Origin of the sequence: Acetobacter musti (assembly GCF_011516835.1) — a bacterium.
In the GTDB taxonomy this organism is placed as follows: Bacteria; Pseudomonadota; Alphaproteobacteria; order Acetobacterales; family Acetobacteraceae; genus Acetobacter; species Acetobacter musti.
Window position 1 is genome coordinate 1 of the sequence record NZ_WOTB01000063.1, and the last position, 8,683, is coordinate 8,683.

Sequence of the window (8,683 nt, forward strand, 5' to 3'; positions counted from 1 at the left end):
TGGTATCCATACCTTCACCGCTGGCCGCTCTTGTCCTCTACGTCAAGAAAAACCGAAAATAGTCCGCTATTCGAGAAGCTTAACCGGGCATTGAATGACAAAAATGAGGCGAATGCCGCCTGTCTGTTCTGGTTCTCTTGGGCCGACAGGCGAGTTAGGGGGGTGGAATGTCCGTTGTTGGACGCTAGGATAGAGAACCAGATATTGCCACATGAGTAATGTTCCGGGAGTGGATTGATAGCTCACGGAGCACGGCACCCACATGCAATTCCTTTCAGCGCACCGGTCGAAGCCTTTTTTCGTGGGGCAACATGTGACAGGCGTGAACTTCATGGACGTTGAGATGGTCAGCCGCAGCGGCGGTATACTCGCATAGCCGACCGTCGGACGTCATCGCGGGAACGGCAAGCAACTCGTCCGCCACATAACGACTCTGACCGGTCTGAAGCACGCGATTCCATCCTTCCCGCTGCCGTACCTGTAGCTTTTCGAGAATGATGATATCAAGCGAGCGACCAAGAGCCTGATCTTTGGTGAACCCGAAGTTTCTTACCGCGCCCGGGTTCCAGAATCGGATGATCCCCCCGGGTCGGCGGCGAGGATCGCATCAGCGCGCGTTTCAAGCAACGCCCGAGTGAGGCGTTCTGCGAAATCAACGTGTTGTGTTATGACTGATCCCCTCGTCCATGGCTCGAAGATTTAACCGTCGCGACATCGCACAGAAAATCCCGAAGAACGAGTGCATGGTTATGGAGAGGATCATGCGCCGCATAAAGAAGCGTGATCCTGCTTTTCTTCGCCAGTCCCACAAGACGGGCGATCTCGGCATTTCCGTTTGAAAGCTCATGACGGTATCGCAGCCGGAATTCGTCCCAATGCGCCGGATCATGGCCGAACCAGTGACGCAGGTCCGGACTTGGCGCCACGTCCTTCAGCCAAAAATCCATCTTCACGTCGGCTTTGTGCAGCCCTCGCGGCCAAAGGCGGTCCACCAGCACGCGCAGGCCGTCGCTGGGCGCGGAGGCATCGTACACGCGCTTGAGCCTCACATCCGGAGTGTCATGTTGCGCCGTCATGACACGTTCTCCACCGGACGGCTCGCGGCAAGTGTCCTCGAACCGGGAATGAACCGCCGCATCCAACCAGGATAGACCGGCGTAAGCTTGACAAGAAAATCCCACGCCATAATCAGTGCACCAGCCGCAAAGACAACGTCGCCCGGCAGCCGCATCCATTGCCAGAACAGGGTCTTGTCATAGAATTCGGCGCTGCGGGCGTAAGCATAGCCATGCTGATAGACTGCGAGCAGTTGAGGCCAGCCGATTGGGAAGAAATTGAGCAGCGTCCACAAAACCAGTCCCGCATTGTAGAGCCAGAATGCCCACAGGCCAGCTCGTTCGGAGAAACCGGCTTTTTCAGCATGAATGTAACGCAGGCAGAAATAGATCAAACCGATCGCGAGTTCGCCAAACGCGCCGAAAAGAGACGAGTGCGCGTGGTTGAGCGTCAGAAAGGTGCCATGTTCATAATAGTTCACCAGTGGCGCATTCAGTAGACCGCCGCCATAAACCCCGGCGCCCACGAAGTTCCAGAACGCAGCACCGATGACATAGATGGTCCCGAGACGATAGCGGAAATCCTTCTGCTTCCTGATTATTCGATAGTGGCTGATTCCCTCCATGATAAGCAATACAAGTGGCAGCACCTCGATGAAGGAGAACATCGTGCCGAATGGGATCCACAGGCTCGGCTCGCCCGCCCAGTAAAGATGGTGCCCCGTGCCGATCACGCCACCGAGGAAGATCAGGATGACTTCGAAATACATGCCTCGCTCGGCGAGGCAGCGCGATATCAACCCCGTGGCCATCAGCGTCCAGGCAGTCATCGCCGCCGCGAAGAACTCGAAGGACTGTTCAACCCACAGATGGACGACCCACCAGCGCCAGAAATCCGAGATCGTGAAGGATTTCTCAATGCCCGTCAGCGGAATCATGCCACAGGCATACAGCAGTGCGACATTAACGGTAGACGCCCAGATGAGATGTTCCAGCCGGATATGACCGGACCAGAAACTGCGCGCCGCACGAGTCCACAATGAAACCGATGGCCACAGAGCCCGCATCACAAGGACGCTCCACAAAAGCAGTCCTCCGAAGAAGCCAATCTGCCAGAAGCGGCCGAGCTGGATATAGGACAACCCCTGATTTCCGAACCAGAACCAGTTGCCGTCGATCACCCCCATGACACCGAGATAGTTTCCCACCAGGCCACAGACCACTACGAAGACCGTTGCCCAGAACAGCGCGTCCACGAGCCAGCCCTGACCTTTGGCTTCTTTTCCATCGGCGATGACCGGTGCAAGAAACAGCGCCGCGCCGATCCACGACAGGCCGATCCAGACAATAGGCGCCTGAATATGAAGATCACGCATGACATTGAACGGAACGTATCGATTAATATCGATACCGTAAAAACTCGTCCGGTCGTAATACATATGGGCCATGACGGAGCCGACCAGAATCTGCACCAGCAGCAGTGCCGCAACCAGAAGGAAATATTTCCAGACTTTCCTCTGACTCGGTGTCAACGGATGAACGACGAGAAGCTCCGCGTCCCGAGCCGCCGTGTCTGCGTCGTTGAGCCAATATTCGTAGATAAAGAGCACGGCACCAAAAGCCAGAAAAACAAAGCCAAAGCTCGCCCATGTCCAGATGAAAGTCTCGCCCGTCGGAGCGTTCTCCACCAGCGGCTCGTAAGGCCAGTTCTGTGTCCAGGAATAGTTCGTGCCAGGACGCCATGCGACGGTCGTCAAAGCCGAATAGATCAGAAAGTCGGCCGTCTTGACCGCGAGCGCGGGTGAGAGACTCTGTGCTGCGGTCCAGCCGGCCTTGCGGTTCGGATGGAGCAGACCGTCCGCGGTTGCCATGCGGACGGACACGATCGCCGCCACAAGCTCGCCAGGCAGCGTCACAGTCGAGGCAGTTAGATCGAGATGATGAAGATCGTCGCGCATTTTCGCCGTAATGGCGTCCTGCCGCTCTTTCGGAAGATATGCGAACGCCGCACCATCGTCTGCGCTTGCGATGTTATCGCGCGTGGCGAGCGCCAGCCGCTTCATGATTGAGGCAGTGTAATCCTCGCCATAATAGGAGCCCATGCCATACAGGCTACCATAGTCCATCAGATCGGCTTTCTGGAAACCGCCCTTTCCTGAAACGATATCCGCACCTGTCATGAGAATGGAGCCGTCGGCCGAGACGAATTTCTCCGGCTGCGGAGGCGCACCCTTGTAGGTCGCTTGTGTCGTCCAGATGAGAAGCGCCGCAGTCAGAAGACCGGTCGCAAGGAGAATCCATTTCAGGACGGTACTGACCGGATCCGCGACCGGCCTGACAATGGAAGATGAGTCCGACATCGCACTAGTGTCCTGATTCTGAAGTTTCGCTGATTTTGGTAGTACGGAGGCAGAATCGCTTGACGGCCTGCAGGATGTCGTCGGCGGATCTGGTCCATTTGAAGGGCTTGGGCTGTTCGTTATGGACGGCGATGAAAGCCCTGATGTCGGCCTCCAGGGCTTCGGTCGAACGGTGAATGCCGCGCCTGATCTGCTTTTCAGTGACGAGAGCGAAAAACCGCTCCACCTGATTGATCCATGAGGCCCCGGTCGGCGTAAAATGAACGTGCCAGCGCGGGCGCCTGGCCAACCAGTCACGGATCAGCTTCGTCTTGTGGGTGGCATAGTTATCCATCACCAGATGGATATCGAGGTCAGTCGGCACATTGGTTTCGATCTGGTCAAGGAATTTGCGGAATTCCGTGGATCGGTGCTTCGGATAACACTTTCCAATGATGGTGCCGGTGGCAATGTCGAGAGCTGCGAACAGTGAGGTCGTACCGTGGCGGGTATAGTCATGTGTCCGCCGCTCGACCTGGCCGGGCCGCATCGGGAGCATGGGCTGGCTGCGATCCAGCGCCTGGATCTGGCTCTTCTCATCCACGCACAGTACCAGCGCACGCTCCGGCGGTGCCATATACAGACCAACGATGTCGCGGACCTTCTCCACGAAGAGAGGGTCGTTCGACAGTTTGAAGGTCTCTGTTCGATGCGGCTGTAACCCGAACGCTTTCCAGATGCGATGGATCGTTGACGGTGCATATCCCACGGCCTGTGCCATCGAGCGCAGCGACCAATGCGTAGCACCGCGCGGGGTTTCTTCCAGTGTCCGGCGGATCGTCTCCGCGATTTCCCCGTCGCCGATCGAGCGTGGTGTCCCCGGCCGGGGTTCATCGTAAAGCCCGTCCAGACGGTCCGTCGCAAAACGCCGGCGCCACTTGCCAACCGTGTTGATGTCCGCGCCCGTCAGGTCACGGATCGCCTTGTTCTCATGCCCATCGGCTGCGGCAAGGACAATACGGGCTCGCCGCGCAAGCGCCTGGCCCGTCTTGCGCGCCCTTGCCAGAGATTCCAGTTCCTGACGCTCCAATGCCGTCAGTTCAATCGCAACCGCTACACGTCCCATTCGATTACCCCTGCCATCAGGATAATCATATAAACTTCTCGATCAGGACACTAGCTCCTGATAAGGTCGTGTGAGGGGGCGCGCCCCCTCACTGTGAACGCCCAAAAAAATATCAGGCTGCGGAGAGAACCAGATCGGGGTCGGCGGCGGAGCCGAAGAACTCGTAACGGATCTGCTTCGCCGGCAGATTCTCGGTCCGTAGCGCGTCGACCATATCTCTCATGAAGGAATCCGGCCCGCAGATGTAATAGGTCGCGGAACGGTCGAGGTTCTGCTTTACCCAAGCGGTCGTGACACGCCCAGCGTGGGCGGCAACACCATGACTGACAGCGGGCACGCTCTCTTTCGCATAGAAGAAATCCGCCGCCAGAATACCTCGGCTGGCAAGGTCTTCGATTTCCGGACGGAAAGCTGCCAACGCCTCGGTATCCGCGCCGTGAACGTAGTGAATCTTCCGCTTCACGGATGTCTGCGCCAGCTCGCCGAGCATCGACATCACGGGCGTAAGACCAACACCGGCCGTCAGGAACACGACAGGAGATTCACTTGTCTCGTCGAGGAAGAAATCACCGGCGGGATTGGCAACCTGGAGCATGTCTCCCTCCTTCACCGTCTCATGCAACCATGTCGAGACGACGCCGCCATCCTGTTGTCGCACGCTAATGCGGTAATGATCCGCGCCGGGTTCCGAGGAAATGCTGTAATTCCGGCGCTGAGAGCCATGACCGGGAACATCCAGCTTGAAGCTGAGATACTGTCCCGCCTTATGGCGAAAGAGCGCGCCGCCGTCCACGGGAACCAGTTCGAACGAGGTGATTGTCGGAGTCTCGGCGCGACGTGAGCGAACGCGAAAAGCGCGCCATCCGGCCCAACCTCCCGGTGCGTCCTTATGCTCGTCGTAAATCTGCTTCTCACGGCCGATAAGGATATCCGCCAGAAACCAGTAGGCTTTGCCCCACGCCTCGGCGATCTCCGGCGTCGCGGCATCCCCGAGAACATGGCCGATCGCGCCGAGTAGCGCCTCTGCTACATATGGATAATGCTCGGGCAGGATGTTCAGACCGACATGCTTCTCAGCAATTCTCTCGACCATGCCGCCGAGCGCGCCGAGGTCGTTGATATGTTCGGCATAGCACAGCACTGCCAGCGCCAGCGCCTTGGGCTGTTCGCCATCCTGCTGATGGGAGAGATTGAACAGGTCGCGAATGGCCGGGGTGGAGAGCAGGCGCTTGTACATTTCTGTCGTGATGGCCGTTCCGTGCGCCTTCAGCGCGGGGACGGTCGCGGAGATGATCGCGCGCGTCTTGTCGTCGAGAGGAGCGGACATGGTGCCCTCCTTTAGGGTTTACGATCCGCACATCTTTTTGACCGTATTGGAAAACATGTCAAGTTGGTGCATCTTTACCCGACCATGAAACTTACGTTGCAAACCGACTATGCCTTGCGCGCCCTGATCTATCTGGGCGCCCGGACCGAACGACTCTGCTCCATTCGTGAAATCGCCATGGCGTACGGGATCTCGGAGGCACATATGGTCAAGGTCGTCCACAAGCTGGGCCAGGGGGGATTCGCCGAAACCCTGCGCGGTCGTAACGGTGGCCTACGGTTTGGACGGCCAGCGAAGGACATCATGATCGGCGATGTCGTATGCTATTTCGAAGAAAACATGGCTCTGCTAGGATGTCTGGAAAAGAGCGCTGAGACGACGCTCTGCAAGTTAATGCCCGCCTGCCGCCTGCGGAGCGGCCTTAATCAGGCAACGCAGGCGATGATGGCGGTTCTGAATGACTGCACTCTGGCAGACGTCATTACGCCCTTCGAGATCGCCCAACTGACGAAACGTGAAACGTCTTAATCATTTATTATTATTGGCCAGATGTTGAGTGTTAGATGGCCCTCAAGCGAATTGCAGCAATCAGATATATCCTTTGAACCAGGAGCATGGCGCCAAGATTCAAAAGTCCCGTTTACCTATAGCGACGCGTTCGCGAAGCTGCAGGACAGCGAAGTCGAGAAAGCCCCTGATCTTCAATGGCAGTAGATCATGACAGGTATAAAGAAGGCTGACTGGAACGGGGTTTGACTGTAAAGCCGCAAGCACAACTTGCAATTTTCCCTCTTTGACGGCCTCCATTGCCTGATAGAATAGCAATCTTGTCGCACCCACCCCGCTGTTATCCCGCATATCTCACAGAAATCTTGAGGACATGGCCAACGCTACACTCTGTCTGCATCGGGTCTCCGATCTCGCTCGCGGATTTTCCTTTTTCAACAAGAACTTTCACCAATTTCAGAGCCCGATGCACCCACTCGTGTGAGATATGCGGGCTAGTCCGCCATCGCCCCAAACTCGATAGTAAAGTTTTGAACCAATAATGTCTGCTTTACGAAAGGCCAAACTCTTACCTAAGTGTCCGAGAAGAGGCGTAAGCGGACTATTTCCTGAGCCTGATGATTCCGAGTTCGTGCCACATCCACCCAAAATCGTAGGCAGCCATGGCACCGCCACTCCCTTGGGCGTGGACCGTAGTGTTTTCGATATCCTTCAACCAGATGGCAACCTTTTTACGCCCTGAGGCTGTCTGGACGGCCTGACGTGGCGTCATATCCCCCAGAGCGGGAACAGGCTCATCAAGCACCTGCCGATAGTGCCGCTCCAGCATCTGCCCGATAATCCGGGCTTCCTCCTCGGGCGGGATCTGCAGTTCTGGCGAGACCTCCCGTCCATGCGTCCTCCGGTCTTCCATCGCCTGCGCTGGCGTCATGATCTGCGTGAGCGGAGCGCGCACGAGATCTCCCAGACCAGCCTGCAGCATGGCACGGCCACGTTCGGCACGCTCTCTTGAGTTCACCTGCAGCCGCAACTGCCGCCCCTTAAGATCCAGCGTGCCCAGCACGATCGCACCATCATCCATCTCCGTGCGCAGGAACCGCCCGTTTTCATCTCGTCCAGCCTTGCCCACGGGATTACTCGGCTCTTTCAGCCAGTTCCAGAATGACCGGTTTTCCGGTCGCAGGGCCATGATCCCGTCAAGCACGTCCGCCACTGTCTTCCGTGTCACGCCCTTTGCCAGCGGGAAACACACTTCGTGGAAGACCAAATCCTCTCCGTCCCCATTGAACAGCGCTGGCCCCTCCATCTGCCGGGCCATGTCCTCCAGTGTCCGGAACAGCCAGGTCAGCGTGAACATCGGTGCAAGTTCATGCAGCGTCTGCGTATCGACTTTCGGAAACTCGGCCTTGCCCCGTCTTTTCCGCAGAGCCCTGTAAAGGTTCGCAGCCAGATCTTCGCAGGCACCCCGTGAATAGGCGAGCAGGCCGCCTGCCAGAATGGTCTTTCCATCGGACGGCACGAGACGTGCTGCAATCCGGTCCCACTGTTCCAGCGTCCGGGTAGCCGTGCCTTCATGCACCAGAACGGGTTCCCCACCCCGCAGCAGGTCACGCGCCATCAGGCTCTGGCCGGGTTTGATATCCGAGACTTCATACAGGCTCATGACCGAAGCCTTGAGGGCACGCATGTAGGCGCTGTTGCGCGGCCCTTCCTTCCAGCCCCGCCGTTTGAGGTAAACGTCGACGAAGTTCCGGCCATCGTCCCAGTCCTGCCCGAGAAAATCTTCGAAAGCGCAGCCCCACAGCGTCATGGCAACGTCAGGGCCGATCATCTCCGCCAGATCCTCGAAGGAGATGTCGCCCGCTTCCAGCGCCGGACCGATGTGATCGCCGAGCACTTCGCCAAAACACTCCTGCCAGTCCTCCTGACCGAGATAACGGATCAGTCCCGTGAGTTCGTATGCGGCCATGGCTGCTCGTGCGTCTCCTGATACGGACAGCAGAAGGGCAGACTGTCCTGACTCGACAAGCCTAGAATGATACCCCGAAACAGGCGACAGGGTGCCTCGCTCTTAAATCACGCATTTGTGAAAGTGGACAAAATCGCGCCCCGGTACCTTTCCGTTTGTTTCCTATGTGTTTCCTGTGTGGGATTTTGGGCAACAAAAAACCCGCCTGTGAGGGCGGGTTTTAATATGTGATATCAATCACTTAACATCTGGTTGCGGGGATAGGATTTGAACCTATGACCTTCAGGTTATGAGCCTGACGAGCTACCGGGCTGCTCCACCCCGCGGTGGTGATGGTGTAATGTGTGAGGGGTGGACTGG

Annotated in this window: 7 protein-coding genes and 1 tRNA gene; 1 reads left to right on the forward strand and 7 read right to left on the reverse strand. The window is 57.4% G+C overall.

What is annotated here, in order from left to right:
* Positions 1-274: 274 nt before the first annotated feature.
* The 5 genes from GOB93_RS22325 to hmpA all read right to left on the reverse strand — a co-directional run bounded on the left by GOB93_RS22325 (position 275) and on the right by hmpA (position 5,847).
* Positions 275-580, reverse strand: coding sequence for a PAS domain-containing protein (locus tag GOB93_RS22325; protein WP_081107034.1), 306 nt, complete (start codon positions 578-580; stop codon positions 275-277).
* Positions 581-665: 85 nt separating this feature from the next.
* Positions 666-1,076 (reverse strand): DUF488 domain-containing protein, encoded by a 411-nt coding sequence (locus tag GOB93_RS20190; protein WP_062020791.1) that lies wholly within the window; start codon positions 1,074-1,076, stop codon positions 666-668.
* On the reverse strand, positions 1,073-3,415 hold the full coding sequence (locus GOB93_RS20195; RefSeq protein ID WP_062247520.1) for a nitric-oxide reductase large subunit: 2,343 nt from the start codon (positions 3,413-3,415) through the stop codon (positions 1,073-1,075). The genes GOB93_RS20190 and GOB93_RS20195 overlap by 4 nt, the downstream gene beginning before the upstream one ends.
* A gap of 4 nt (positions 3,416-3,419) precedes the next feature.
* Positions 3,420-4,520, reverse strand: a complete 1,101-nt coding sequence (locus GOB93_RS20200; RefSeq protein WP_019092710.1) for an IS630 family transposase — start codon at positions 4,518-4,520, stop codon at positions 3,420-3,422.
* Between the two features lie 112 nt (positions 4,521-4,632).
* Positions 4,633-5,847, reverse strand: coding sequence for an NO-inducible flavohemoprotein (gene hmpA / locus GOB93_RS20205; protein WP_062020783.1), 1,215 nt, complete (start codon positions 5,845-5,847; stop codon positions 4,633-4,635).
* 84 nt (positions 5,848-5,931) lie between these two features.
* Between hmpA and GOB93_RS20210 the strand changes: the two genes are divergently transcribed.
* Positions 5,932-6,375: an Rrf2 family transcriptional regulator gene (locus GOB93_RS20210; RefSeq protein WP_062020778.1), complete on the forward strand. Its 444-nt coding sequence runs from the start codon at positions 5,932-5,934 to the stop codon at positions 6,373-6,375.
* A gap of 580 nt (positions 6,376-6,955) precedes the next feature.
* Here the strand turns inward: GOB93_RS20210 and GOB93_RS20215 are convergent.
* Together GOB93_RS20215 and GOB93_RS20220 are read right to left on the reverse strand one after the other, a co-directional pair.
* Entirely contained in the window at positions 6,956-8,323 is a 1,368-nt protein-coding gene (locus tag GOB93_RS20215; RefSeq protein ID WP_173585190.1) for a hypothetical protein, read from the reverse strand.
* Positions 8,324-8,572: 249 nt separating this feature from the next.
* Positions 8,573-8,649: transfer RNA gene (locus GOB93_RS20220), tRNA-Met, on the reverse strand.
* Positions 8,650-8,683 lie beyond the last annotated feature (34 nt).